This is a genomic window from Ureibacillus sp. FSL K6-8385, from assembly GCF_038593155.1.
Lineage (GTDB): Bacteria > Bacillota > Bacilli > Bacillales_A > Planococcaceae > Ureibacillus > Ureibacillus terrenus.
This window is the reverse complement of the sequence record NZ_CP151968.1, coordinates 1,542,547-1,568,766: the sequence shown is the minus strand read 5'-3', so window position 1 is coordinate 1,568,766 and position 26,220 is coordinate 1,542,547. Positions and strand designations below refer to the sequence as shown.

The window sequence follows — 26,220 nt, the reverse complement described above, 5'->3', positions numbered from 1 at the left end:
GGATGTGGAGCAGGTGAAGGAACAAAAGAAAGTGGTCATCGCATTAGGAGGCAATGCCATTCAGATTGGGGACGGTTCGGAAGAGGCCCAGCGACAGGCCATACGGAAGACCGTTTCCTTATTGGTGGAAATTGAGAAACTGGGTCATCAAATGGTGATTACCCATGGGAACGGTCCACAAGTTGGCAACATTTTATTGCAACAAAAAATAGCCGGAACAAAGGGGATTCCCCCAATGTCATTGGATACTTGCGGAGCCATGAGCCAGGGGATGATCGGCTACTGGATCGAAAAGGAATTGGATGATGCGTTGAGGGAGCAGGAAATCGAAAAAGACGTGGCATCCATCATTACAAGGACAGAAGTGGATCCGCATGATCCGGCCTTTGAAAATCCGACAAAACCGATTGGACCATATTATACATGGGAAGAAGCGCAGCAACTAATGAAGCAGACCGGCGCAGTGTATCGGGAGTTTCCTGGAAGAGGTTGGCGGCAAGTGGTGCCATCCCCGCAGCCAATGAACATCATTGAACACAATGTTATTGCAAAGCTTGTCAATATGGATTTCATTGTCATTTGCGCGGGAGGGGGAGGCATCCCGGTCATAAGGGAAGACCATAAATATGTCGGAGTGGAAGCGGTGATTGACAAAGATTTGGGGGCGGAAAAACTGGCGGAATTGATCAATGCGGACATTCTGCTGATTTTGACGGATGTGGATCATGTATTTCTGAATTTTGGCCGTCCGGATCAGCGGCCCCTCAGAAGCGTGACAACAGGCGAATTGAAGAAATTTATTGAGGAAGGCCATTTCGAAGAAGGCAGCATGCTTCCAAAAGTGGAGGCGGCAATCAAATTTGTGGAATCGAAACCGGGAAGGATTTCCATCATCACCTCTTTGGACAAAGCGCTCGATGCGCTGGAGGGGCAGGCCGGAACCATTGTTGAACCATGACAATTGGGGCCGCCCCGGCTGATCAAAAACTGCACATGTTTTCCAAGGAAAAAGGAAGCGGCGGCTCATTGCTGCCGCTTATTTTTTGTCTATCAAACTGAAAAAAAGGTAATATATTAATTGAAATGCAAGATTATAAATATTCAAAAAATTTAACAAATTCACTTGATGTTTACGTTAACGTCAATGATACAATATAGCCAAATTCGGGGGTGAAAGGGATGAAAACGATACAGGAAGTGGCAAAGGAATTCAATATCACACCAAGAACCCTGAGATATTATGAAGAAATTGGACTGCTTTCACCAAATCGCACCCATTCCAATTTACGCACCTTTTCAAAAAAAGAAATTGCCAAATTGAAACTTATCATGCGCGGCAAAAGATACGGCTTTTCACTGGATGAAATAAAGGAGATGATACTGCTCTTTGATCGTGACCGTACAGGCATTAAGCAACTGGAAAAAACCGTGGAATACGGTGAACAGAAAATCAAAGAAATTGAAGAAAAAATTAAGGAGCTGACCCAATTGAAAAGGGAATTGGTGGAGCTGCATTCGTCATTTACCGAAAAACTGGCAAAATTAAAGGGGGAGGATGTCACATGAATAGTTCAATGCTATTGGCCAGAAATGCGCGCAAATATCCAAAGAACGAGGCGGTGATTTGCCAAGGCCGGCGGGTGACGTATAAAGAATTGGACGAGCAGGTTAACCGGTTGGGCAATGCTTTGCTAGGGCTGGGCATCCAACAGGGGGATAAAGTCATCATCTTCATGCCGAATGTATTGGAATTTGTCGTAAGTTATTTTGCCGTCCAACGTATTGGCGCCATTGTCGTGCCGGTGAACGCCAAATTCACCTTACCGGAAGTGGAATATGTGGCGGATCATGCCCAAGCAAAAGCCATCATTGTACATGAAGCGGTCTTTGCATCCGTCGAAAATCTCCAAAATGTCGAAATCAAAATCAAAACCGGTGCCGAAAAAGAAGGGTGGCTTGACTATAACGGGCTGATCGAAAAGTCGGATAACGCAGAAATCAGCTGTCTGTTGAAAGAAGACGATTATTCTACGATCCTTTATACATCCGGAACAACTGGGAAGCCAAAAGGCGTTTTGTTCACCTATCGCAATATATTGGCGGTTGCCCATATGATTGCCATCGAAATGGAAGTGAAGCCGGAAAGCCGGATGTTGCTGATGATGCCGCTGACACACTCGGCTCCACTGCATTTATTCCTGATGTCCGCCGTGCTGGTAGGGGCAACAAACGTACTCACACCTACTTTCACGCCAGATTTACTTATTGACATGGTGGAAAAGGAAAAAACAACCCACTTCTTCGGAGCGCCGGTTGCCTATTTGGTTACGGCATCCCATCCTAAATTGCAAACGGCCGATCTGTCTTCCATGAAATGGTGGATTTATGGCGGGGCGCCGTTATCCGAAAAAGAAGTGCGCCATATACAACAGGCGTTCAAAACGGATAATTTGACTTGCGTATATGGTTTAACGGAAGCAGGGCCAAGCGGGACAATTCTATTCGGATATGAACACAAAGATAAAGCGGGCAGCATCGGAAAGCGGGCGGCCTTCGGAACGGAAATCCGCATTGTGAATGAAAACGGGGAAGACGTCAAAGTCGGCGAAATAGGGGAAATTGTACTATATGGCGAAGGAAACATGGTCGGCTACTATCGGGATGAAGAAGCAACGAAACAGGCATTTATCGGCGGGTGGCTGAAATCAGGCGATTTGGCCCGCTGCGATGAAGATGGGTATATTTGGGTGGTTGATCGGAAAAAAGACGTCATTATTTCCGGGGGCGTCAATATTTATCCGAAAGAAATCGAAGACCGGATTTTGGAGTTTGGAGGAATTCATGAAGTGGCGGTCATCGGAGTCCCGCATCCCGAATGGGGGGAAACGGTGAAAGCGGTGTTTGCCGCTAAAACGCCAATTGACGTGGAAGCATTGAAAGCGTATTTATCGGAGCATCTTGCCAAATATAAAGTGCCGAGGCTGTACGAACAAGTGGAAGCGCTTCCAAGAAATGCATCCGGAAAAATTTTAAAACAACAATTGAAAGTGCAGGCGATTGTGGAATGAAAGTGCTGCAAAATGTGGTGGCAGAAAAAGAGACAAACTTTTTCTCAAGCGATGATACATTGCAAAAAATATTGGAACAAATGCTTGATGAAGAGTTTTATGAATATGCGTTGGAAAAACTGGCAGACTTCGGGGCGCTGGTATGCGGCGAGATTGATGCGCGGGCAAAGCATACGGACCGGGAAGGGGAGCCCCGCCTGATCCGCTACGACAAATACGGAGAAGAAGTATCGGAAATTTGGGTGAATGAAGGATACAAAAAGACCGTAGAACAAACGTACAACACCGGAATAGTCGGCTATGTGCATAAAGAAATTCCGCAGCTGGGAAGAAAGGGCAATTATGTTTACAGCTTTGCACAAGGTTATTTGTTGTCCCATGCGGAACCGGGCTTTTATTGTCCTGTTACTTTGACAATGGCAACGGCGTATTTGCTGGACCATTATGCGGATGAAGAGTTGAAGGCGAAATTTTTGCCGCATGTATGTTCAACGGGTGAAGTGGAGTTGTATGAAGGAGCCACTTTCTTGACTGAGCGGCAGGGAGGTTCCGATGTGGGGGCGAATATTCTTGAAGCAAGATTTGACGGAACCCATTACCGGTTATACGGCGAGAAATATTTTGCCTCCAATGCGGGAATGTGCGGTGTTGCCATGGTGCTGGCCCGGATGCCGGGGGCTCCGGAAGGCACAAAAGGGCTCACTTTGTTTGCAGTGCCTTGGAGAAAGGAAGACGGTTCGCTCAATCATCTGCGCATACGGCGCTTGAAAGATAAATTGGGTGTCCGTGCCGTGCCATCCGGCGAAGTTGAATTTGACGGATCCATCGCCTATGTGGTGGGTGATCCGAAAAAAGGCATCTACTACATGCTGGAGGCGTTGAATTTATCGAGAATCTGCAATGCGGTCGCTTCAGTGGGAATCATGAGGAGAGCATTATTGGAATCCAAATATTATGTTTCCAACCGCGAGGCATTCGGCCAAAGACTGACGAATTATCCGATGATACGGGACTCTTTGGCTAAAATGGCTTCCAAGCTGCACGCCGAAGTGGCGACGCTGTTTGACATGATTCGTTTGTATGATCGGGTGGCAGGCGGTGAAGGAACAGACCGGGATATCGTTTTGAACCGGTTGAACATCGCGATCATGAAGAAAGAAACGGCCGAGCAGGCCATCCGTTTTGCCCATGAAGCGATTGAACTTCATGGCGGCAATGGGTACATTGAAGATTTTGTAACGCCAAGACTATTGAGGGATGCCCAAGTGCTCACCGTTTGGGAAGGAACAGCAAATATCCTGGCATTGGAAGTGATCCGCCTATTTAAAAAATACAAAGCCCATGAATTATTTATCGATGAAATGAAACAGCGTTTGAAAAAAGCGAAGGATTCGAAGCTGAAGGAAATTGTGTCGGAAAAGCTTATGGAACTTTCGGAGGATTTGGAAAAATTCGTGTCCCTGGATGATGAAACGCAAACTTATGAGGGCAAAGGCATCTCCCAAAAGCTGGCATGGATGTATGAGAGTGTCGTGGCTGTCGAATGGGCGGACCGTTACGGAGGGAAATATGAAAAGCTGGCAGACATCTATTTGGAAGATACTTGGAAACTGCGGAAATTGGGAGATCCCATGAAGACAGTATTGTATTTTAATGATGTGGTATAGGTGCAAGTTCAAATGGAGCGGATGGAGATTTTGGATGAGAATTTTCCTTTCCGCTCCACTTTAATGACACTGAATTTTTATAATATGAACATGCGGTTTGCCGGATCCGTGCGCCATGAACTCAGGTTTGTAAGTGAATAAACCCCCGGAAAAACTCTTTATTAGATTATGATAAATTAATGGTTGAAATTTCTTTAATAAACACATAATTTCTCGTTTACGCAAATATATTTCATTGATAAAATAATACTGAATACAGTTATCTGAATATTCAAAAAATAAAAGTGCTCCAGGCACTGAAATGGGGGATTGGGGATATGTTTGTTACAGACATTGTGGAAAAACATGCATTAAAACAACCTTCCAAAGAAGCGATCATTTTTGAAAACACAAAGATGACTTATGGAGAATTGTATGAAAATGCGAAGAAGGTTGCCGCCTATCTTCAAAACAAGGGCTATAAAAAAGGCGATATCATCGCCCAATTTATGCTCAATACGGATTTATTCTTTCCGGTCTATTTAGGCGCAAAATTGGCCGGATTAACGATTATGCCGGTGAATACGAAACTTGCGCCACCGGAAGTGGATTATATTTTCCAACATTCTGAAGCAAAAGCTCTATTTTTTGACGAAGAAATTGAAGAGACCATCAGGCAAACGGTTCACCGTTTTGAACACGTCATTTCCTCTACCGAAATTAAAAAAATCCTTAGAGGGAATAATACCGATTTTAATCGAGTTCCAAATGAGGGTGAAGAAACGGCCGTTGTCATGTATACATCCGGAACAACCGGAAAACCAAAGGGGGTTATGCTCACACACAACAATGTGATTGAAACGGCGAAAATTTGGTCCGATTCGATGAAACTGACGGAAAAGGACCGGACTTATATATGTACGCCGCTCTTCCATTGCGCGGGACTTCATGTGTTTGCCGTGCCGACTTTGTACAAGGGTGGAACCGTTGTCATAGAAGAAGCCTTTTCGCCTGATCGGACATTAAGAAATCTTGTGGAAACGGAAGCGACCATCTTTTTCGGTGTTCCTGCAATGTACACCATCCTCTTGAATAAACCGGAAATCGGGGAATATAATTTTCAAAATTTACGATTATTCTGCTATGGCGCTGCGCCAATGCCATATGAACTTGTAAAAAGATTAAAAGATGCGTTTCCAAATGTAAAAGTGCAAAATTTGTATGGACAAACAGAAAATACCCCTGCCGCGTCGTCCTTGACCGATGAGCATGCTCTGCATAAAATCGGTTCTGTCGGGAAGCCGTTGAAAAATACGCAAATCAAGCTTGTTGGTCCGAATGGCGAAGAAGTTCCGGTCGGGGAAGTGGGCGAAATTTGCGTGAAGGGTCCGCAGGTGATGAAGGGATATTTAAAAAATCCAGAAGAGACGGCCAAAACAATCCGGGATGGCTGGCTGTATTCAGGAGATTTAGGGAAATTCGATGAAGAAGGATTTTTATATATCGTCGACCGGAAAAAGGATATGATCATCCGCGGAGGCGAAAATATTTACCCGGTTGAAGTGGAAGAAGTGTTATATCAAATTCCTGAAATTTTGGAAGCAGCTGTTGTCGGAGTTCCTCATGAAGTGTACGGTGAAGTGCCTAAAGCGTACATCGTGTTTAAAAAGGGAAAATCCCTCTCAGCAGAAGAAATTATCAATTACTGTTTGACTAAACTTGCCAAATATAAAGTGCCGGCAGAAATTGAAGAACTGGACCAGCTTCCAAGAAATGCTTCCGGAAAAGTGTTGAAACATATGTTGCGTCCAAAGAAAGAATCTGTATAGGAAGAGGGGGAACATGCCCGGTCCATTAAGGGAAATGCAGCCCGAAGAATCCAAGGCTGCATTTTTCATTACTTCACAACCGGTTTTTTCACTGTAACATGTTCCCGGGATATTTGAATTTGGTTTAAAAGGGTATTGGCGATTAAGCAGTTTTTCTCAACAAATTCCAAAAATTCGCGTACTTTCTCTTCCGGTGAATTGGATTCAACCACTGTATTCACTTTGATTTGCGGAATAAGCCCAACGGTTCCATCCGGTTTTTCCGATGTCCCTTCCAGCTCGATTGCCAGATGTTGAAGATCAACGCCAAATTTTTTCGCATACAATTTTGCCGTAATCAATTGGCAGGCGCCTAATGCGCCAATCAACAATTCGGGTGGCGTAACTCCTTCGCCTGTTCCGCCAAATTGCGGAATTGTATCCGAAATGATTTGTTGGTCACGTGCTTTTACTACGGCTTGTTTTTGGTCGTTCAATTCTACGGTAACTTTATAAGTTCCCATTCCAATACCTCCTAATCTAATATTTTTACTAGGTTTTTTACATTATATTTCCTTTCTAATTTGGATTCAAGTTTTTAGCTTTACAGAGTGAAAAGCTCGTTTTTGGAATCGTGTTCTGACAATATGAAAATGATTTGAAATTTTTCGTATATAAAAAATCAATATGATTTTTGAAACATTATTCGGCATACATTCGTATGAAGGAAAGAAAAATTTTGGCGGTAAGGGGAGTTATATATGTCGTTCTTCAATAAAATGTTGGCCACCATTGGAATAGGATCGGCAAAAGTGGATACAAAGCTGGAGAGAGCTTCCTATTATGCCGGGGAAACGATTCAGGGCGAAGTGGAAGTTTATGGGGGAAATGTCGATCAACAAATCAACACCATTTATTTAACATTGTATACAACGTATGTTAAAGAAGTGGATGATCGGAAAGTTTCTGTTCCATATGCTTTCCATAAATTCAAAATTTGCAATCCTTTTATCATTCGCTCAAATGAAACGAAAATCATCCCATTTTCTTTCAAATTGCCGGTGGATACCCCGGCTACCGTCGGAAATTCAAGGGTATGGGTAAAGACGGAGCTGGACATCCAGAGCGGCGTGGATTCAACCGACAAAGATTATATCGAAGTCCGTCCGTCCAAAATGGCTTTGGCCGTATTGGATGCCGCGCAGAATTTGGGATTCCGCCTTCGGAAGGCTGAAAACGAACATGTATCATACCGTTTCCAAAGAAATTATCCGTTTGTCCAAGAATTCGAATTTGTGCCGGTTGCAGGTCCTTTCAGAGGACGTTTGGATGAGTTGGAAATCGCTTTCTTGTCCCAGCGGGAAGGGGCGGTGGAATTGCTGCTCGAAGTGGACAGAAAAGCCAGAGGGCTGGGCGGATTGTTTGCGGAAATGTTGGATGTGGATGAAAGCCACGTTCGGCTGACCATTACGGAAGCGGATCTCGGCCGCGTCGAACAGAGACTGCAAGAAGTAATCTCGAGATATGCGTAAAAGTTATTTAATAGGGGTTGTTCATCAAATACAAATAGTAGTACAGACAATTTGCCTGTACTACTATAATTTTTTAAGCCAATTTTCTTTCATCCATCGTTATTAATTTCAAATGTTTCAAATCTAATAAAAACTCCCCGGATTTTAAAATATCAAGTCCAATCAGCCCATGAATATCCCATTCCCGCAAAGGGCCAAAATCGACCGGAACTTTATGGAAAGTTTTTTCACCTATTTTTACATAATCCAGGATTTTTGAAAAACTGTATTCCGATCCGCCAATTCCAAAGTGGCGGACGATGGGATCTCCATTTTCAAAGGCAACTCCCAAATCCTGCACCGAGTCGATGTCGATGAAGGAATGGGAGGAGCCGGAATCAATCGCAACCCGGTTCAAGCATTTTCTTTTTCCTTTATAACAAATTTCGATGGTAGAAAGTAGCAAGCCATTTTCAAAAATCAGTTGCACAGGATATCCCTCCGCTTTCATTCCTGTTTAAAAATTTTGGAACATTATTTGAATGGCTGGAATTTGTATTTCTTGATCGCTTCCCGGTTCAGATGACGCAAAATAAAGCCGATCAAAACGACGATCAAAATTAATAAAATTTGAAACAGCAAAATTGGCAACGGATTTGTAAGAAAGGGCTGCACATAAGCGTCCCGGATGATCATTTTCGATGCGGTCCAGGCAAGGATGGCGGCTCCCAAATATATCACCACAGGGAATTTTTCGATAATGCGAATAACGATGGTGCTTCCCCACACAATAATAGGGATTGAGATTAAAAGTCCGATGACGACAAGCAGCATGTTTCCGGACGATGCACCGGCAATGGCGATTATATTGTCGATGCCCATCAAAAAATCGGCCAGCATGATTGTCCAAACGGCGCCCAAAAAGGTTTTCGAGGCTGGACGAATGCCGGTGTTTTCTTCTGCAACCAGCAACTTTATCGCAATGTACACCAGCATCAAGCCGCCAATCAGCAACAATCCGTCGAGTTCCAGCAATTTCACGGCAAGCAGCGTAAAGAGGATGCGCATCAAAATGGCGGCAATAGTGCCCGCTACAATAACCTTCTTTTGCTGCTTTGACGGAAGATTTTTTGCCACCATTCCGATCAATAAGGCATTGTCTCCTGCCAGCACAAGATCAATGAAGATAATGGACATCAGTGCGGTGTAAAATTCCAAAGACAAATTTTCCATTCCTGCTCCCCTATCCGTCTGTTTTTGGACAGTATATGAACGAATCCGCTTATTAAGAAGTGTGGTACGTTTGCTATATTTATTGACATGATTTTTCGGTTTTCATATAATTTACTGAGAATATAACAAAATGGAAAATCGGGAACACGATGAAGGAGAAAGTACGTTTTTGCCAAGTGCAAAGAGAGGGATTCCTTGGGCTGAAAGAATCTCCACAGCGGCAATAGCGGAAAGCTACTCCAGAGTGCAGCTAATCCCTGCCGTTCACTTACGTTACAGTGGCCAGAGTGACAGTTTCCAATGGCTGTAATTCATCCTGCAGCGGGTTCGATGGAAACTGTAACAAGGGTGGTACCGCGAAATATCCGTCTTCGTCCCTTACCGGGATGAAGACTTTTTTCATTTTGGCGAAAAAAATTCAGGAGGAACAATACAGGAGGTTTAAACGAATGAAAGCAGCAGAGATTCGTCGCAAATTTTTAGACTTTTTTGTTGAAAAAGGCCATAAAATTGAACCATCCGCTTCATTGATTCCAGTCAATGACCCGTCCCTTCTTTGGATCAATTCAGGGGTGGCGACGTTGAAAAAATATTTTGACGGCCGTGAAATTCCTGAAAATCCAAGAATTACAAATGCCCAAAAATCGATCCGCACAAATGATATTGAAAATGTAGGAAAAACAGCCCGCCACCATACTTTTTTCGAAATGTTAGGAAACTTCTCCATCGGGGATTATTTTAAAAGGGAAGCGATCCATTATGCATGGGAATTTTTAACAGATCCCAAATGGATGGGATTCGATCCGGAAAAGCTTTCCGTTACAATTCATCCGGAAGATGAAGAAGCTTATGACATTTGGAAAAATGAAATCGGATTGCCGGAAGAACGCATCATCCGCATTGAAGGAAACTTCTGGGATATCGGGGAAGGTCCATCCGGTCCGAACTCGGAAATTTTCTATGACCGTGGTCCGGAATACGGCAATGATCCAAACGATCCGGAATTGTTCCCGGGCGGAGAAAATGAACGCTATTTAGAAATCTGGAATCTGGTGTTCTCCCAATTCAATCATAATCCTGACGGCACCTATACGCCGCTGCCTAAGAAAAACATCGATACCGGCATGGGACTTGAACGGATGGCTTCCGTTGTGCAAAACGTACCGACAAACTTTGATACAGATTTGTTCATGCCTATCATCGAAAAAATCGAGGAGTTTGCCAACCGCCGTTATAAACGGCCAGGGGAAATCGATTTGAAAGAAATCTTCAATAATAAGGAAGATATTAATACACCATTCAAAGTCATTGCAGACCATATCCGCACAGTCGCCTTTGCGATCGGGGATGGTGCTCTGCCATCCAACGAAGGACGCGGCTATGTCATCCGCCGTTTGCTTCGCCGCGCGGTCCGTTATGCAAGACAAATCGGCATTGAGAAGCCGTTCATGTTCGAACTCGTTCCGGTGGTAGGAGAAATCATGAAAGACTTCTATCCGGAAGTGAGCCAAAATTGTGAATTCATCCAACGGGTAGTGAAAAATGAAGAAATCCGTTTCTTGGAAACGTTGGATGCCGGTCTTGAAATTTTAAATGAAGTGGTTGAGCGGGAGAAAAAATTGGGTCTTACTGAAATTCCGGGTGAAGATGTCTTCCGTTTATATGATACGTATGGTTTCCCGGTTGAATTGACAAAAGAATATGCGGAAGAGCACGGCATGACGATTGATGAAGAAGGATTCGAAAAAGAGATGGAGAAACAGCGGGAACGTGCAAGAAGCGCGCGTGCCGACGTTGATTCCATGCAAGTGCAAAATGAAGTGTTGACAAATTTGACAGTGCCATCAGTCTTTGTCGGATATGAAGTGGCGGAATGCGATACAACGGTTGCTGCGATAGTGGCAAATGGCCAACAGGCGGATATGGTATCGGAAGGGGAAGAAGCGTTTGTCATTTTGGCCGAAACGCCATTCTATGCGGAAATGGGGGGCCAGATTGCAGATACCGGAATCCTTGAAGGCGACGCATTCAGAGCGGTAGTCAAAGACGTCCAACTTGCGCCAAACGGACAACATCTTCATACAGTGGTCGTTGAGTCAGGGGAAATGCGCATCAATGACAAAGTAAAAGCGAAAGTGAATCAAGAAGAGCGTAAGCTGATTGTGAAAAACCATACGGCTACGCACTTATTGCACCGGGCGTTGAAAGATGTATTGGGCGAACACGCTAATCAGGCAGGTTCCTATGTAGGTCCGGATCGTCTGCGCTTCGACTTTACGCACTTTGGACAAGTCACAAAAGAAGAATTGGAACAAATTGAGCGCATCATCAATGAAAAAATTTGGGAAGATATTGAAGTGGTCATCGAAGAAATGCCGCTGGAAGAAGCAAAAGCGCTCGGGGCAATGGCGCTCTTCGGTGAAAAGTACGGAGATATCGTGCGCGTGGTACAAGTCAGCGATTATTCCATCGAGCTTTGCGGCGGTCTGCATGTCAACCGCACTTCTGAAATAGGATTATTTAAAATCGTTTCCGAAGGCGGAATCGGTGCAGGGGTAAGACGCATTGAAGCCGTGACAGGAAAAGGCGCTTACTTTGCGGTGAAAGAAGAAGAAAGAATCCTGCAAGAAGCGGCTGCCCAATTTAAATCAAATCCAAAAGATTTGGTGATGCGAATTCAAGGATTGCAAGGGGAGTTTAAAGAACTTCAACGCGAAAATGAATCATTGTCACAAAAATTGGCAAACCTTGAAGCAGCAAGCGTCTTGGATGCGGCGCAAAAAATCGGGGATATTACCGTATTGTCTACACGGGTTGAAGCAAAAGATAATAATCAGCTTCGCCAAATGATGGACGACTTAAAAATGAAGCTGGAAAAAGCGGTCATTGTCCTTGGGGCTGTGCATGACGGCAAAGTGATGCTTTGTGCGGGCGTCACAAAAGATATTGCCGGAAAAGAATATCATGCAGGAAATATTGTAAAATCCGTTGCCGAAAAATGCGGCGGCAAGGGCGGCGGAAGACCTGATATGGCGATGGCCGGCGCAAAAGATGCTTCCAAACTTGAAGAAGCCCTCCAATCTGTATATGATTACGTAAAATCTATTTAAAACTAGGGAATAAATCTATTTCGCCTGCTCATTGTATCAGTTATAATAAAGGAAATGGAGCTGGAATTTCCTGTCCAACCCCTTATTTCTGAAAGCGAGGTGCTGGTCTTGAGTTCGTTCGATCAAACGATGAAATTTAGTTTTCCGGAAGAATCAATGGAAGAAGAAGTCAAGCAAGTCATGTTAAAAGTGTACTCTGCTCTTGAAGAAAAAGGATATAATCCGACGAATCAAATTGTGGGGTACCTGTTATCTGGTGATCCGGCATATATTCCTCGCCATCAAGATGCACGAAATTTAATCCGCAAACTTGAACGCGACGAAATTTTGGAGGAACTTGTAAAATTCTATATCAAACATCATAAAGAGGATAAATCAGAATGAGGATAATGGGTTTAGATGTCGGTGCAAAAACGATTGGCATAGCAATCAGCGATCCATTGGGATTGACGGCCCAAGGGATTGAAACGATTCATATAGATGAGGAAGCGGGCGAATTCGGGTTAGAACGGATTAAAGAACTGGTAGAAGAGTATGGGGTTACCGAATTTGTGGTGGGATATCCAAAGAATATGAACAATACCGTTGGCCCCCGGGGAGAAGCTTCGGAAAAATATAAAAAACTGTTGGAAGAAACGTTCAACTTGCCAGTCACTCTTTGGGACGAAAGGTTAACCACGATGGCGGCCGAACGGATGCTGATCGAAGCGGACGTCAGCCGGAAAAAAAGAAAAAAAGTGATTGATAAAATGGCGGCTGTCATGATTTTGCAGGGTTATTTAGACAGCAGATCCTTCCGGTGACATCCCAAATTGGGTGAATAGATAAATGCAAGATTGATTCATACTGTCCTTAAGACAATTTGTCGGGGATGATATAGATTTCCTTAATCCGTTAGAAAGAGGTGGCCAACATGGCACATAATCATGAGTTCGAAGAAAGACAAATTACCGTCATTGATGAAGACGGAAACGAACAGCTTTGTGAAGTCATTCATACATTTGATTCGGAGAAATTTGGAAAGTCCTATGTATTATATACCCCAGTCGGTGCAGAGGAAGATGAAGAAGGTCAAATCGAAATCTTCGCTTCTTCCTTCATCCCCGGCGAAAATGGGGAAGAAGGGGAATTGTTCCCGATTGAAACGGAAGAAGAATGGGATATGATTGAAGAAGTCATCCACTCTTTGGAGGAAGAATTCGAAGAGGAAGAAGATGAGGATTAATTGGAAAGAGTAGGCAGTCTCTTGCCTACTTTTTTCTTGCTTTTTGCCCCGAAAAAATCATTTTATATTCTACATTCCACAAACTATTACTCAAAATCGAAAATGGATCAGGAGGAAATTATGGACCAGCCATTATTTACATTGGAAACAGAAGAAGGAATCAAAACATGCAAGGTGTTGTTTACATTTGATACGGATGATCACTCTTATTGTATCTATTCCATATTGGATGAAAACGGAAATGATACAGGGGAAATTTCCGCTGTCCGCTATGAAACGGATGAAAATCTGGAGATGTCGAATTTTCAGGATCTGGAAAGCGAAGAAGAATGGGATATGGTGGAAGAAGTCTACAACACATTGGTGGATGCTTTCACGGACGAACAAAATACTTTTTTCGCCACAGATGAAGACGGAAACGAAGTGGAATGCCAAATCATGTACCGTTTTGAACTTGAAGAGACCGGAAAAAAATATGTCGTCTATACGGTAGTGGATGAAGGAAAAAATGGCGAACTATATGCGGCAAGCTTCGAGGAATCAGAGGACGGGGGAATCGAAGAACTATTTCCGATTGAAACGGAGGAAGAATGGAAAAAAATAGAGGAAATCGTTGAACGGATTCAACGATAAAGGCTGTCCGTAAGTAAAAAAGCGTTCTTCTGCAATCATTGTGAACATCACCGCAGAAGGACGCTTACATTTAGCGGTAAGGCGCGGCCGGGTTCGAACCTTTCTTGCGAAAAAACGTAAAAATACATAGAAAAGGGATGCGGAAGGCCTAAGGGATATTTAAATATTGTTAATCTTACCATTATTTTATATCATATGTATGAAACATTATAGGAGGGAAATATGTGGACCAGGAGATGTTGGATAAAATAAAGCAGCGTAAACAGGAAGGTAAAGTGGTCCGTCGAATTGTAACAAGGGTCACAGTCATAGTTTTAGCCTGTATCGCCGTTATCGGCATTTTTGGCACATTATATATCAAAAGCGCTCTGAAGCCGGTCGATCCGGATTCGGAAAAACAAATACAAGTGGAAATTCCAATGGGTTCCGGAATTTCTTCCATTTCAAAGATTCTGGAAGAACATGGAATCATAAAAAATGCGACCGTATTTAAATATTATGCTAAATTTAAAAACCAGTCCAACTTCCAGGCAGGCAATTATACGATGACGCCAAGCATGACGCTGGATGAAATTCTGGAAAGCTTAAAAACAGGGAAAGTTTACAGGGAACCTGTTTTTAAAATCACAATCCCCGAAGGCATGACATTAGAACAGATCGGAAACATTATCGAAAAGCGCACCGACTATACGAAAGAACAATTCATGGAGAGGGTCAACAACGAAGAATTTATCAATGGCGTAATGGCCGCTTATCCGGATTTGTTAACGGATGAAATCTTCAATGAAAACATCCGTTATCCGTTGGAAGGCTATTTATTCCCCGCGACATATTCTTTTTATGAAAAAGACGTTTCTTTGGACGACATTATACTGCCAATGATTGAAAAAACAAATAGTGTCATCAATGAATATAAACCGTTGATTGCCGAAAAGAAGATGACCGTCCATACGCTTTTGACGTTCGCATCCCTGTTGGAAGAGGAAGCGACGGCAAAATCGGATCGGGAAACGATCGCAAGCGTATTCTATAACCGGTTGGAAGCCGGCATGCCTCTCCAAACAGACCCGTCGGTTTTATATGCTCTGGGCGAACATAAAGACCGGGTGCTATATGAAGATTTAAAAGTGAAAAACCCTTATAATACGTATGTAAATCCAGGCTTGCCGCCGGGACCTATCGCCAATGCCGGCATCGTTTCCATTGAAGCGGCATTAAATCCGACGGATACCGAATATCTTTATTTCTTGGCCGACAAGGAAGGAAACAACCACTTTGCGAAGACATATGAAGAGCATTTAAAAAATAAGAGCAAATATATAAATAATAGTGGCGACAAAGAGAAAAAAGAATAATTGTTCCGGAAAATAGCAGTATTCACCATCGATGGTTTGAACTGCTATTTTCTCATTTGATAAGTCAAAGAATTTCAGACGTTAGTATGAAATCGAACCTTTTTTTGATGAAAATCGTAAAGATTATTCGCTTTCCATTCATTTTCGTGATATGATTAAATGTGATTTTCCATAGGGGAATGATCATAAAGCCAACATGTTTGGTTTTTTCTTTTTTATATAGCATCTGAAGGAGAGAAAACATGGAGTTTTCAGACAAGTTTATCGAATCCTTCCTTCATCCCCGGAATGACCTGTTAGTAAAAATGGAACAATATGCACAAATGCACCGTATTCCGATTATGCAGCTTCCGGCAATGGAAGTATTGGAGCAGTTTTTAAGGATTCAGCGGCCGAAGACGCTGTTGGAGATAGGAACGGCCATCGGTTATTCAGCGCTCCGCATAGCGCAGGCTTTGCCGGATTGCCGAATAGTGACCATCGAACGGGACCGTGAGCGCGTTCAACTGGCGAAGCAGTTTATCGGAGAGTCAGATGCGGTGCACCGGATTACGGTGATTGAAGGAGATGCATTGGAAGTAGATGTGGCGAATATCCAATCCGTTTTTGATGCGGTTTTTATAGATGCGGCAAAAGGCCAAAATATGCGGTTTTTTGAAAGATTTTCCCCTCTTGTGCCGGCCGGGGGAGTCATATATATCGACAATATATATATGCACGGGCTTTCCGACATGCCTGTAGAGGAAGTGCCAAGAGGCAAACGTTCAATGATTCGCAAATTAAAAGAATTTACCGAATGGATCAAAAACCATCCCGATTATCAGACGACATTCGTTCCTGTTGGAGATGGTTTGTTAATTTGTTTAAAGAGGTGAAGTTATTTGAAAAAACCGGAATTGCTTGTGACTCCAAAGTCACTGTCCCATATAAAAGATTTGATTGAGGCAGGAGCTGACGCTTTCCTCATTGGGGAGCAACGCTTTGGCTTGCGCCTTGCCGGGGAATTTGACATCGACCAAGTCAAGGAAGCAACTGAGATGATCCACAAAGCTGGAAAGAAAGTATATGTTTCTTGCAACGCTTTATTCCATAATGATCGGTTGGAGGAATTGGACGAATATTTGAAAAAGCTCCAAAAAATCGGTCCAGACGCCATTTTGTTCGGTGACCCGGCGGTCGTTGTGTCCGTGAGGGAGTTTGGCATTACGATTCCTCTGCATTGGAATCCGGAAACGACTGCCACAAACTGGTTTCAAGTAAATTATTGGGGAGAAAGAGGCGCAAAACGGACAGTGTTGGCCCGGGAATTATCCTTGGATGAAATCTTGGAAATCAAAGAAAACTCAAAATATGAAATCGAAGTGCAAGTACATGGCATGACTTGCATTTTCCAATCCAAACGCAAATTGTTGGGCAACTACTTCCTATATCGCGGCCAAGTGATGGAAGTCGAGAACCGCAAAGAAAATAAAAACATGTTTTTGCATGATAAAGAGCGCAACAACCGGTATCCGATTTACGAAGACATGAACGGAACGCATATTTTCTCGCCGAATGATATTTGTCTGATCGATGAATTGACGGAGTTTTTTGAAGCGGGCATAGATGCCTTTAAAATTGACGGCATTTTGAAATCGGAAGAATATATTACTACCGTGACAAAACTTTATCGGCAGGCAATCGATGCTTATTTCGACCAGGGCGAAGAAGCCTACGATGAAATCAAAGATGATTTATATGAACAAATCGCGGCCATCCAGCCGCCGTTAAGACCGCTGGATACCGGATTTATCTATAAAGAAACGGTGTATTAAGAAAGGAGGGGCTTGAATGTTGCAATTGATCGAAAATGAAAGCATCCGTGAAACGATCAACGGGAAACGCGTCATTACGAAAAAACCTGAACTGCTCGCGCCTGCAGGAAGCCTCGAAAAATTGAAGGTGGCTGTCCATTATGGCGCGGATGCGGTATTTATCGGCGGGCAGGAATTCGGTCTGCGCTCCAATGCGGATAACTTCACCATTGAAGAAATGCGCGAAGGAGTGGAATTCGCGAAAAAATATGGCGCGGTTGTTTATGTGACAACAAATATCTTCGCCCACAATGAAAACATGGCGGGATTAGAAGAATACTTGCGCGCAATCGCGGACGTCGGCGTAAAAGGGATTATCGTCGCAGATCCTTTAATTATTGAAACATGCAAAAAAGTGGCGCCTGAGCTGGAAATCCATCTGTCAACGCAACAATCCTCAACCAACTGGAAAGCGGTGAAATTCTGGAAAGATGAGGGCCTCGACCGGATTGTGCTGGCCCGTGAGGTAGGCGCAGAGGAAATCCGCCAAATCAAAGAGAAGGTGGATATTGAAATTGAAACCTTTGTTCATGGCGCGATGTGCATTGCATATTCCGGCCGCTGCGTATTATCCAACCATATGACCGCCCGCGACTCCAACCGCGGCGGATGCTGCCAAAGCTGCCGCTGGGATTATGACTTGTATGAAAATGTGGATGGAAATGAAATTCCTTTGTTCAACCAAGGCGATGCCCCTTTTGCGATGAGTCCGAAAGATTTAAAACTAATCGAATCCATTCCGCATATGATAGAACTGGGAATCGACTCATTAAAAGTGGAAGGGCGCATGAAATCCATCCACTATGTGGCAACGGTGATTTCCGTTTATCGCAAAGTGATCGACAGCTATTGCGCAGATCCTGAAAACTTCAAAATCAAGCGGGAATGGCTGGAAGAATTGGACCGTTGCGCTAACCGGGCAACCGCCTCAGCCTTCTTTGAAGGGGAACCCAGCTATAAACAGCAAATGTATGGTTTCCATGCGAAAAAACCGGAATGGGATTTTGCCGGATTCGTGCTTGACTATGATGAGGAAACGCAAATGGTAACTTTGCAGCAGCGCAACTATTTTAAAACAGGAGATAAGGTTGAATTCTTTGGGCCTGAAATTGATACTTTTACAATGACGGTCGGCCAAATGTGGAATGAGGATAACGAGCCGATCGAGGTGGCAAACCATCCGCTCCAAATCGTGAAATTTAAAGTGGAACAGCCTCTTCATCCATACAATATGATGAGAAGATGGCATAAAAAATAGAGAATGGTTCTTGAAACAAGCTTCAATGTGTACTATGATGGATATTGTATTATTTGCATGATTTTAACATTCCATACAATTATATAAATTAAGTCGTAAAATTCGGTTATTAGAGGGCGTGCGTCGGTTCTTCTAAAAGATTCCAACGCGACATATGCTTTTCTAATAACCGGGTTTTATCATATAGAAGAACATTTTTGCGCAAGAGAAAACGATTGCATCTCCATGCATTACTGCATTGGAAAAAAGCGATGTATCTTAAGGAGTGATTGTCTTGGCAAATGAAAAACAATACCCAATGACTTTGGCTGGTAAAGAAAAATTGGAAAAAGAGTTGGAATATTTAAAAACGGAAAAACGGAAAGAAGTCGTAGAACGCATTAAAGTGGCCCGCGGTTTTGGAGATTTGTCCGAAAACTCTGAGTACGATTCCGCCAAAGAAGAACAAGCATTCGTAGAAAGCCGCATTTCGGCAATCGAAAATATGCTCCGCAATGCGGTGATCATTGAAGAAAACGAAGATGAAGCTGACATCGTTACACTGGGTAAAGCGGTTACATTCGTGGAATTGCCTGATGGAGAAGAAGAAGAATATGTCATTGTCGGCTCGGCGGAAGCGGATCCGTTTGAGGGGAAAATCTCAAACGATTCGCCTATTGCAAAAGCGTTGATGGGCCATAAAGTGGGAGATGTAGTAAAATTCACGACTCCAGGCGGCGAGATGGAAGTAAAAATCGTCAACATCCGTTCTTCTTACGAATGATTTCGCTTTGTAAACGGTCGACAAATTTTTGTTTAAAAATTTGTCGACTTTTTCATTTGTAATATTTTTTAACAACTTTCTTAAAAAATTATTGAAGATTATGGATTTTCTCGTTTTCTTGGTAATATGTAAAAAGTAGAAAGGAGGAATTGTATGCCGCAAGAAAATCAAGAAATGAAAAGCCGGAGAATGAGACGCATTTCAAACAATAAGCGGAAAATGAACCGCATTCTGAATATATTGATCGCCATCGTCTTTACATTAATCGTCATTAATGTGTATTTCATCGTGAATGATGAACAGCAGGAAGCAAAAGATGCGGAAACGATCCAAGAAATGAAAGCGGGAAAAGGGAAACAATCCAATAAAGCCGGGGAAAATGATAAGAATAATGAAAAAAGCGAAAAGCCGGGAGAGCTTGGGGATGAAGATGCATCTGACAGCTTTGAAAACGGTGATGATATCATCGTGACGACTTCGAAGGACGCCAATGTGGAAAAAGTCATCGTGAACAACAATTGGAAAGTGACTCCGACGAAACAAACAGGAGAGCATGTTTCCGCATTCCAGGAAGGGCATATCGATTATGAGGAGAAATTGATCACCATCCGCAATGCGGTTGAACTTCCGGAAGACGATATCATTTATTGGTCCGTAAGAAATGATGGGACAGGAAAAGGGGCAATTGCGGTCGTTTCTTCAAAGGATCAATCCAAAAAATACCGGGTACACATTAAATGGATCGACAATGCGGGCTGGATTCCAATCAAGGTGGAAATATTAAAACAACTTAACGGAACATATAAGAACTGAATTGACCTTTTTCCTCTTTTCCGTTACTTTGGAATAGATGTTATATGGAGGAGGAAAAATAAATGAAAATTGCAGTAATCGGTGCGATGGAAGAAGAAGTGGAACTTTTGAGGGATGCCTTGGAAGATAAACAGGTCATGACCATTGCGGGCAATGAATATACTACTGGTACATACAAAGGGAAAGAGATCGTATTGTTAAAAAGCGGCATCGGCAAGGTGAATGCCGCCATGACAACGACGATTCTGCTTCATCAATTTCACCCTGATGTAGTCATTAATACAGGTTCCGCAGGCGGATATGATCCGGAGCTGGAAGTGGGTTCCGTTGTCATTTCGGATGAAGTGCGCCACCATGATGTGGATTGCACTGTTTTTGGATATGAAATGGGGCAAGTGCCGAGGATGCCGGCTTCCTACAAAGCGGATGAATCTTTGGTGAAATTGGCGGTTGAAGCGGTGGAAGAAATCGGGGAGCACACATATGGCGTCGGCCTTATTTGCTCAGGAGATTCATTTATGAGCGACCCTGAGCGGGTGGAAGCGGTGCGGAGCCATTTCCCGCAAATGAAAGCCTGCGAAATGGAGGCCGCTGCGGTGGCTCAAGTTTGCCATCATTTCAAAACGCCATTTGTGGTGATTCGCGCTTTATCCGATATTGCGGGAAAAGAATCGAATATCAGCTTTGAGGAGTTTTTGCCTTTGGCCGCCAAACATTCCACAGAGATTGTTCTAAAAACCATCGAGAAATTATGAGCTTTGACAAGGTCTTGACGATATGATTTTGAAAAAAGTAATATATATGTAGGCGTGTTATATTTTAGAGGAGGTTAAGTTATGGAATTAACGTTAATGTTAGTTTCTGTCATCATCACTGCTCTTGTAGGGATTATCGCATGGTACGGTGCGAGCAGCGATTTAGCAAAATTTGATAAATAATGACTGATAAGCTCGTTTAAATGTATATTTAAATGAGCTTTTTCTTTTTTATAAAAATAAAACTGAGCCGCTCCAATAATGAGCCGGCTCAGTGTCTTACTTTTTTTCCCGTTCCCTTTCTCTTTCATTTTGATTATGTTTAAACTGCTGGTACAATTTCACGAGAGCCCTTTTCTCGATGCGGGATACATAGCTTCGGGAAATATTCAATTTTTTTGCTATTTCCTTTTGTGTCAAAGGTTCTTCGTTATTTAAACCGTAGCGGTAAATGATAATCTCCAATTCCCTCGGATCCAGTGTTTTCAGATAGGAGTATAGTTGTTCAAAACTTTCTTTTTGTTCGATTTTTTCAACGGCAGGTTTTTCATCCAATTGCAATATATCCCGGATTTGCAACGATTGTCCTTCTTTGTCGACGCCGATCGGTTCGAACAAAGATACGTCCTTTTGCACCTTTTTTTGTGCCCGCAAGTGCATCAGGATTTCGTTCTCGATACATCTGGCTGCGTATGTGGCAAGGCGGGTTTTTTTATCCGGCGTATAGCTGCTGACCGCTTTCATTAAACCGATGGTCCCGATGGAGATATAATCGTCCAGCTGTTCATGGGGTGGATGAAACTTCTTTACAACGTGGGCAACGAGCCTCATATTCCGTTCGATTAAATCAAGCCTTGCCTGTTCATCTCCTGCAAGAAAACGTTCAATGGCTTCTGCTTCTTCTTCGGATGTAAAGGGCTTATGAAACGCCTGCCCTTTCAAGTATCCTAGAAACGCGGGGATGTCTAGCCAAAGCTGAATCAAAGATGCCAATATGCCGCCCAAGGACCACATCCTTTCCGCTTTTTTCGACATTATATGTACTATATTATGCAAACATGAGTAATTGCGCTCATTCTGTAGAAAAAAGTAAAATGCGTGAAATGGTTGATAGAAATGTTGAACATTTGATAGTTTAGAAATTGTTGCAAATGTTGTACTATATTTGAGGATGAAACTGCTGCCGAATGCAGGGTCCACATAGGTTTCAAATTGAAGGGATATGCTATAATGGGAAAGAAATTTTGTAAAAAAGGGGAAAGGCTATTGTATAAGTTATTCTTGCCGAATGAATTTGTGACATCTGTATTTGAAATAACTCCTGAAAAATTGTATCAGTTAGGAATACGCGGGTTGATCACCGATTTAGATAATACATTGATTGAATGGAATCGGAAGGATGCAACGGAGGAAGTTGCGGAATGGATGCAAATCATGAAAGAGGCGGGCATCCGCATCGTGATTGCTTCCAACAACAGCGAAGCGCGGGTGAAACGATTTGCGGAGCCTCTGGAGATTCCATATGTGTACCGTGCCAAAAAACCATTGGGGCTGGCTTATAAAGCGGCGTTGGAAAAATTGGAATTAAGCAGGAGAGAAGTAGCGATGATAGGGGATCAGCTGCTTACGGACATTTTTGGTGCGAAACGGCTCGAACTCTATACGTTTTTGGTCCGGCCCGTTGCGGAGTCGGATGGTTTTGTTACGCGCTTTAACCGCTTTTTCGAAAAACGGTTGTTTAATGTTTTAAAACGAAAAGGAATTACGATGTGGGAGGAAAGATAATGACTGAAATGCCAATTTGCATTGGCTGCGGTGTCAAAATCCAGACAGAAGACCCGGAGGCACCGGGCTATGCGCCGCCAAAAACTTTGGAAAAAGAAGAAATCATTTGCCAAAGATGCTTTCGGTTGAAACATTATAACGAACTGCAACCGGTCCGCCTGACGGATGACGACTTTTTAAGAATCTTGAACGGATTAAGCGAACATGACGGATTGATTGTAAAAATTGTAGATATTTTTGACTTCAACGGAAGCTTCATTCCGGGAATTCACCGGTTTGTCGGGAACAATCCGGTATTGCTTGTGGCCAATAAATCGGATTTGTTGCCTAAATCGGTGAAAAAAGAAAAAGTCATCCGTTGGTTGAAAAGAGCCTGCCGGGAATACGGTTTGTTCCCGATTGACGTGAAACTTGTAAGTGCGCATAAAGGATATGGAATGGATGAAGTGATCGAAGCGATTGAACAATACCGCGAAGGAAAAGATGTCTTTGTCGTAGGATGCACCAATGTAGGGAAGTCGACATTCATTAACCGCATCATTAAGAAGGTTACCGGCGAAGGAGATTTAATCACGACATCCCATTTTCCTGGGACAACCCTTGATATGATCCGGATTCCTCTGGAAGACGGAACCGCCATTTACGATACGCCGGGAATCATCAATCATCATCAAATGGCCCATCATATCCACGAAAGCGAGCTCAAATATATTACACCGAAGAAAGAGATTAAGCCGAAAGTGTACCAATTAAACCCTGAACAGACCTTGTTTATTGGAGGTCTTGCCCGTTTTGACTACATTAAAGGCAACCGTAATTCATTTACAATATATGTTTCGAACGATCTGCCTATACATCGCACGAAACTGGTAAAAGCGGACGGATTGTATCAGGAACATAAAGGGAAATTATTGTCTCCCCCTTCCGAAGAATATTTGGACCGGTTGCCGGAATTTGTCCGTCATGAATTTTCCATTAAGCAAGGCAAAACGGATATTGTGATTTCGGGACTTGGATGGATTACCGTGCAGCATTCGCCGGCCGTCGTAGCCTGCCATGCACCAAAAGGTGTAGAAGTATTCGTTCGGCCTTCGTTAATTTAAAGAGAGAGAGGTAGGAAGATGAAAAAATGGTTTGCCGTGATTGGCGATCCGATTGAACATTCAAAATCCCCTTTTATGCATAATACGTGGTTTCAGGAAATGGGAATCGATGCGGCATATATTCCCATCCATGTCAAAAGGGAGAATTTAAGGGAAGCGGTGGCCGCTTTAAAATTGCTCGGGGCAAGCGGATGGAATGTAACAATACCCCATAAGGAAGAGATTATCCAATATTTGGACGAACTTGATCCGATGGCAGAAAAAATGGGCGCCGTCAATACGGTTGTGAGACAAGAGGATGGCACATTAAAAGGATATAATACGGATGGTGCCGGCTTTGTTCATGCTCTGGAGGAAGCGGTTGGAAAGCATAAGGAGAATAAGGTGCTGATCATAGGTGCAGGTGGTGCTGGCAGAGGGATTGCTTTTGCATTGAAAGAATATGGCTATAAACAAGTTGATATTGCCAATCGTACCGTGTCGAAGGCGGAAAGCATCATACAAGAACTCGGCAGCGGAACCGCGCTCTCCCTGGAAGAAGCGGAAAAACAGCTGTCTCAGTACGGCATCGTCATTCAGGCGACTTCGTTAGGGTTATCCACCGGGGAAAGCGGGCTTCCAATTTCGCTGGACGGGCTGCAAAAAGAGGCGATTGCAGCGGATATCGTATATAATCCTTTAATGACGCCATTTTTGCTGGAAGCTGAAAAGCGCGGAGCAAAAATCGTGACAGGATTGGGAATGTTTGTCCACCAAGGGGCAATCGCTTTTAAGCACTGGCTTGGACAATATCCGGATACGGAAGAAATGATGAAAAGATTGATGGAACAATTAAAATAGACAACCAGGAGGAAATTATGCTTACCGGAAAACAGAAAAGATTTTTGCGGGCGGAGGCCCATCATTTGACTCCGATTTTCCAGGTCGGAAAAGGCGGAGTAAACGAACAAATGCTTCGCCAAATAGAAGATGCGCTTGAGGCGAGAGAACTGATAAAGGTCCGCATTTTGGACAATTGCGAAATGGATAAACATGAAGTGGCGGAAGCGTTGGCTGAAGGGACAAATTCCGAGCTTGTCCAATTGATCGGCCTCACGGTCGTGCTATATAAAGAGTCAACGAAAAATAAACGAATCCAATTACCTAAATAATGTTTAAAGTCGGGTGTTCATGATGAAAAAAGTCGGCATATTGGGGGGAACTTTCAATCCCCCGCATATCGGACATTTAATTATGGCAAATGAAGTGTATCATGCTTTAAAGCTTGATGAAGTCCGCTTTATGCCCAATGCCATTGCCCCGCACAAAACAATGCCAAAAGATTCGACGGCCGAAAATCGGCTTCGTATGGTGGAATTGCTGGTGAAACCGTTCAAGGAATTTACCGTTGAAACAATAGAGCTTGAACGGGGCGGCGTATCTTATACTTACGATACAATGGTAGCTTTGAAGGAGAGAGAGCCGGACACGGAATTTTATTTCATCATTGGCGGGGATATGATTGATACTCTTCATACTTGGCATAAAATCGACGAGCTTTTGGAGCTTGTCAAATTTGTCGGAATCAGAAGGCCGGGTACGAAATCTCAGACGTCCTATGACATTATCATGGTTGAAGCTCCAGAAATTGCGCTGTCTTCCACGCTTATTCGCAAACGGTTTGCGACAGGCGGCACGCTGAGATTCCTTCTCCCTCCGGAAGTGGAAGCATACATACGAAAGGAAGGTCTTTATGGGGCGAAATGAATTATTGGAACGAGTTAAATCGCGGATGCCGGAAAAGAGATTTATTCATACAATAGGAGTAATGGAGACGGCAATTCAATTGGCCGAAAAATACGGTGCAGACACAAAAGCGGCAGAAACCGCTGCCATTTTGCACGATGTGGCCAAATATGCGGATGAAGAATGGATGAAAACGATTGTCAGAGAGAACGGCCTTGATGCCAGACTTTTGGATTGGGGTCCGGAGATTTTGCACGGTCCCGTGGGCGCGTGGATTGCGGAAAATGAATTTCACATTACGGATGAAGATATCCTAAATGCCATCCGTTATCATACAACGGGCAGGGCAAATATGTCTAAGTTGGAAAAAATTGTTTATATCGCAGACATGATCGAACCAAACCGGAAATTTGACGGCATTGAGGTTTTGAGGGAAAAAGCGCGGCAGGACCTGGATGAAGCGATGCGGGCATGCATCCGTCATTCCCTGGCCTTTTTGGTGGAATGCAAATTGCCGATTTTCCCTGATTCCATCGAGTGTTACAACGATTATTATAAATCTTTGGTTTAGCTTAC

General features: G+C 43.3%; 28 protein-coding genes and 1 other annotated feature. Of the genes, 24 read left to right on the top strand and 4 right to left on the bottom strand.

The window, feature by feature from the left end:
- Nucleotides 1-13: 13 nt before the first annotated feature.
- The 5 genes from arcC to NST62_RS07640 all read left to right on the top strand — a co-directional run bounded on the left by arcC (nucleotide 14) and on the right by NST62_RS07640 (nucleotide 6,543).
- A complete protein-coding gene (gene arcC / locus NST62_RS07660; RefSeq protein WP_141601396.1) occupies nucleotides 14-958 on the top strand; it encodes a carbamate kinase in 945 nt (314 codons plus the stop codon).
- Between the two features lie 221 nt (nucleotides 959-1,179).
- Complete coding sequence (locus NST62_RS07655; protein WP_141601395.1) at nucleotides 1,180-1,566, top strand: MerR family transcriptional regulator; 387 nt, start codon at nucleotides 1,180-1,182, stop codon at nucleotides 1,564-1,566.
- Complete coding sequence (locus NST62_RS07650; RefSeq protein WP_342462788.1) at nucleotides 1,563-3,068, top strand: long-chain-fatty-acid--CoA ligase; 1,506 nt, start codon at nucleotides 1,563-1,565, stop codon at nucleotides 3,066-3,068. The genes NST62_RS07655 and NST62_RS07650 overlap by 4 nt, the downstream gene beginning before the upstream one ends.
- The gene (locus NST62_RS07645) at nucleotides 3,065-4,735 is read left to right on the top strand and encodes an acyl-CoA dehydrogenase family protein (RefSeq protein ID WP_141601393.1); all 1,671 of its coding nucleotides are present in this window, start codon (nucleotides 3,065-3,067) and stop codon (nucleotides 4,733-4,735) included. The genes NST62_RS07650 and NST62_RS07645 overlap by 4 nt, the downstream gene beginning before the upstream one ends.
- A 317-nt stretch (nucleotides 4,736-5,052) precedes the next feature.
- A complete protein-coding gene (locus tag NST62_RS07640) occupies nucleotides 5,053-6,543 on the top strand; it encodes a long-chain fatty acid--CoA ligase (protein WP_342462787.1) in 1,491 nt (496 codons plus the stop codon).
- A 68-nt stretch (nucleotides 6,544-6,611) separates the two neighbouring features.
- On the opposite strand, the gene NST62_RS07635 is transcribed toward NST62_RS07640, so the two are convergent.
- Nucleotides 6,612-7,046, bottom strand: a complete 435-nt coding sequence (locus NST62_RS07635) for an OsmC family protein (protein ID WP_141601391.1) — start codon at nucleotides 7,044-7,046, stop codon at nucleotides 6,612-6,614.
- A gap of 237 nt (nucleotides 7,047-7,283) precedes the next feature.
- Between NST62_RS07635 and NST62_RS07630 the strand changes: the two genes are divergently transcribed.
- On the top strand, nucleotides 7,284-8,054 hold the full coding sequence (locus NST62_RS07630; RefSeq protein ID WP_141601390.1) for a sporulation protein: 771 nt from the start codon (nucleotides 7,284-7,286) through the stop codon (nucleotides 8,052-8,054).
- A 73-nt stretch (nucleotides 8,055-8,127) separates the two neighbouring features.
- Here the strand turns inward: NST62_RS07630 and NST62_RS07625 are convergent, their stop codons facing one another.
- On the bottom strand, nucleotides 8,128-8,523 hold the full coding sequence (locus tag NST62_RS07625; RefSeq protein ID WP_141601389.1) for a retropepsin-like aspartic protease: 396 nt from the start codon (nucleotides 8,521-8,523) through the stop codon (nucleotides 8,128-8,130).
- A gap of 44 nt (nucleotides 8,524-8,567) precedes the next feature.
- On the bottom strand, nucleotides 8,568-9,266 hold the full coding sequence (locus NST62_RS07620) for a TerC family protein (protein ID WP_342462786.1): 699 nt from the start codon (nucleotides 9,264-9,266) through the stop codon (nucleotides 8,568-8,570).
- Between the two features lie 140 nt (nucleotides 9,267-9,406).
- Nucleotides 9,407-9,648 (top strand) — a binding site (T-box leader).
- Nucleotides 9,649-9,715: 67 nt separating this feature from the next.
- Between NST62_RS07620 and alaS the strand changes: the two genes are divergently transcribed.
- The 12 genes from alaS to mtnN all read left to right on the top strand — a co-directional run bounded on the left by alaS (nucleotide 9,716) and on the right by mtnN (nucleotide 21,031).
- Nucleotides 9,716-12,376 (top strand): alanine--tRNA ligase, encoded by a 2,661-nt coding sequence (gene alaS, locus NST62_RS07615; RefSeq protein WP_342462785.1) that lies wholly within the window; start codon nucleotides 9,716-9,718, stop codon nucleotides 12,374-12,376.
- A gap of 108 nt (nucleotides 12,377-12,484) precedes the next feature.
- Nucleotides 12,485-12,760, top strand: a complete 276-nt coding sequence (locus NST62_RS07610) for an IreB family regulatory phosphoprotein (protein ID WP_141601386.1) — start codon at nucleotides 12,485-12,487, stop codon at nucleotides 12,758-12,760.
- Entirely contained in the window at nucleotides 12,757-13,179 is a 423-nt protein-coding gene (gene ruvX / locus NST62_RS07605; RefSeq protein ID WP_342462784.1) for a Holliday junction resolvase RuvX, read from the top strand. Before NST62_RS07610 ends, ruvX begins: the two co-directional genes overlap by 4 nt.
- A 110-nt stretch (nucleotides 13,180-13,289) precedes the next feature.
- Nucleotides 13,290-13,601 carry a DUF1292 domain-containing protein gene (locus tag NST62_RS07600; RefSeq protein WP_141601384.1) on the top strand — a complete coding sequence of 104 codons (312 nt, stop codon included), beginning with the start codon at nucleotides 13,290-13,292 and terminating at the stop codon, nucleotides 13,599-13,601.
- A 120-nt stretch (nucleotides 13,602-13,721) separates the two neighbouring features.
- The gene (locus NST62_RS07595; RefSeq protein WP_181733166.1) at nucleotides 13,722-14,234 is read left to right on the top strand and encodes a DUF1292 domain-containing protein; all 513 of its coding nucleotides are present in this window, start codon (nucleotides 13,722-13,724) and stop codon (nucleotides 14,232-14,234) included.
- Between the two features lie 236 nt (nucleotides 14,235-14,470).
- The gene (mltG, locus tag NST62_RS07590) at nucleotides 14,471-15,589 is read left to right on the top strand and encodes an endolytic transglycosylase MltG (protein ID WP_328219860.1); all 1,119 of its coding nucleotides are present in this window, start codon (nucleotides 14,471-14,473) and stop codon (nucleotides 15,587-15,589) included.
- Between the two features lie 242 nt (nucleotides 15,590-15,831).
- Nucleotides 15,832-16,464 carry an O-methyltransferase gene (locus tag NST62_RS07585; protein ID WP_141601383.1) on the top strand — a complete coding sequence of 211 codons (633 nt, stop codon included), beginning with the start codon at nucleotides 15,832-15,834 and terminating at the stop codon, nucleotides 16,462-16,464.
- A gap of 6 nt (nucleotides 16,465-16,470) precedes the next feature.
- Entirely contained in the window at nucleotides 16,471-17,403 is a 933-nt protein-coding gene (locus NST62_RS07580) for a peptidase U32 family protein (RefSeq protein ID WP_328215963.1), read from the top strand.
- A 16-nt stretch (nucleotides 17,404-17,419) separates the two neighbouring features.
- On the top strand, nucleotides 17,420-18,700 hold the full coding sequence (locus NST62_RS07575; RefSeq protein WP_328215964.1) for a U32 family peptidase: 1,281 nt from the start codon (nucleotides 17,420-17,422) through the stop codon (nucleotides 18,698-18,700).
- A gap of 274 nt (nucleotides 18,701-18,974) precedes the next feature.
- Complete coding sequence (gene greA / locus NST62_RS07570) at nucleotides 18,975-19,463, top strand: transcription elongation factor GreA (protein ID WP_141601380.1); 489 nt, start codon at nucleotides 18,975-18,977, stop codon at nucleotides 19,461-19,463.
- 153 nt (nucleotides 19,464-19,616) lie between these two features.
- Entirely contained in the window at nucleotides 19,617-20,276 is a 660-nt protein-coding gene (locus NST62_RS07565; protein WP_141601379.1) for a YrrS family protein, read from the top strand.
- A 62-nt stretch (nucleotides 20,277-20,338) separates the two neighbouring features.
- Nucleotides 20,339-21,031, top strand: a complete 693-nt coding sequence (gene mtnN / locus NST62_RS07560) for a 5'-methylthioadenosine/S-adenosylhomocysteine nucleosidase (RefSeq protein WP_141601378.1) — start codon at nucleotides 20,339-20,341, stop codon at nucleotides 21,029-21,031.
- A 279-nt stretch (nucleotides 21,032-21,310) separates the two neighbouring features.
- Here mtnN and sigK read toward each other — a convergent pair whose 3' ends face one another.
- Complete coding sequence (sigK, locus tag NST62_RS07555) at nucleotides 21,311-22,036, bottom strand: RNA polymerase sporulation sigma factor SigK (protein ID WP_141601377.1); 726 nt, start codon at nucleotides 22,034-22,036, stop codon at nucleotides 21,311-21,313.
- Nucleotides 22,037-22,297: 261 nt separating this feature from the next.
- Here sigK and NST62_RS07550 point away from each other — a divergent pair, with 261 nt between their 5' ends.
- Genes NST62_RS07550 through yqeK form a run of 6 tightly spaced genes read left to right on the top strand, consistent with a single transcriptional unit; the run spans nucleotide 22,298 to nucleotide 26,215 of the window.
- Nucleotides 22,298-22,816: a YqeG family HAD IIIA-type phosphatase gene (locus NST62_RS07550; protein ID WP_141601376.1), complete on the top strand. Its 519-nt coding sequence runs from the start codon at nucleotides 22,298-22,300 to the stop codon at nucleotides 22,814-22,816.
- A complete protein-coding gene (gene yqeH, locus NST62_RS07545; protein WP_328215965.1) occupies nucleotides 22,816-23,919 on the top strand; it encodes a ribosome biogenesis GTPase YqeH in 1,104 nt (367 codons plus the stop codon). Before NST62_RS07550 ends, yqeH begins: the two co-directional genes overlap by 1 nt.
- A gap of 18 nt (nucleotides 23,920-23,937) precedes the next feature.
- Nucleotides 23,938-24,759 (top strand): shikimate dehydrogenase, encoded by an 822-nt coding sequence (aroE, locus tag NST62_RS07540; protein WP_141601374.1) that lies wholly within the window; start codon nucleotides 23,938-23,940, stop codon nucleotides 24,757-24,759.
- A 17-nt stretch (nucleotides 24,760-24,776) separates the two neighbouring features.
- Nucleotides 24,777-25,070 carry a ribosome assembly RNA-binding protein YhbY gene (gene yhbY, locus NST62_RS07535; RefSeq protein WP_141601373.1) on the top strand — a complete coding sequence of 98 codons (294 nt, stop codon included), beginning with the start codon at nucleotides 24,777-24,779 and terminating at the stop codon, nucleotides 25,068-25,070.
- Between the two features lie 22 nt (nucleotides 25,071-25,092).
- On the top strand, nucleotides 25,093-25,665 hold the full coding sequence (locus NST62_RS07530; RefSeq protein ID WP_141601372.1) for a nicotinate-nucleotide adenylyltransferase: 573 nt from the start codon (nucleotides 25,093-25,095) through the stop codon (nucleotides 25,663-25,665).
- Entirely contained in the window at nucleotides 25,652-26,215 is a 564-nt protein-coding gene (yqeK, locus tag NST62_RS07525) for a bis(5'-nucleosyl)-tetraphosphatase (symmetrical) YqeK (RefSeq protein ID WP_141601371.1), read from the top strand. The genes NST62_RS07530 and yqeK overlap by 14 nt, the downstream gene beginning before the upstream one ends.
- Nucleotides 26,216-26,220: the final 5 nt, after the last annotated feature.